General features: G+C 64.0%; 1 protein-coding gene. It reads left to right on the forward strand.

Annotated features, from left to right (window positions below; all coding sequences use genetic code 11):
* Nucleotides 1-625 (forward strand): amidohydrolase family protein (locus tag IB265_RS36265; protein WP_192496230.1); only part of this gene is annotated, 625 nt, incomplete at both ends.

Consider the following 625-nt stretch of genomic DNA (forward strand, 5'->3'; position numbering starts at 1 on the left):
TCACCAGCGTCATCGACGCCGGCGGCGGCTTCCAGAACTATCCGGACGACTATGCCGTCATCCAGAAGCTGTCGGACGACGATCAGCTGACCGTTCGCCTGGCCTACAATCTCTTCACCCAGAAGCCGAAGGAAGAGAAAGAGGACTTCCTCAACTGGACCTCGTCGGTCAAATACAAGCAGGGCAACGACTACTTCCGCCACAATGGCGCCGGCGAGATGCTGGTGTTTTCGGCCGCCGACTTCGAGGACTTCCGCCAGCCGCGCCCGGAGATGGCGCCGGAGATGGAGGGCGAGCTCGAAGAGGTCGTCCGGGTGCTGGCCGAGAACCGCTGGCCCTGGCGGCTGCATGCGACCTATGACGAAACCATCAGCCGCGCGCTCGACGTCTTCGAGAAGGTCGACAAGGACATCCCGCTCGACGGCCTCAACTGGTTCTTCGACCACGCCGAGACGATCTCCGACCGGTCGATCGACCGGATCGCAGCCCTTGGCGGCGGCATCGCCACCCAGCACCGCATGGCGTATCAGGGCGAATATTTCGTCGAGCGCTACGGCCACGGGGTGGCGGAAGCGACGCCGCCGATCAGGCGCATGCTGGAGAAGGGCGTCAACGTTTCCGCCGG

This window comes from Ensifer sp. ENS10, assembly GCF_014852025.1.
In the GTDB taxonomy this organism is placed as follows: Bacteria; Pseudomonadota; Alphaproteobacteria; order Rhizobiales; family Rhizobiaceae; genus Ensifer.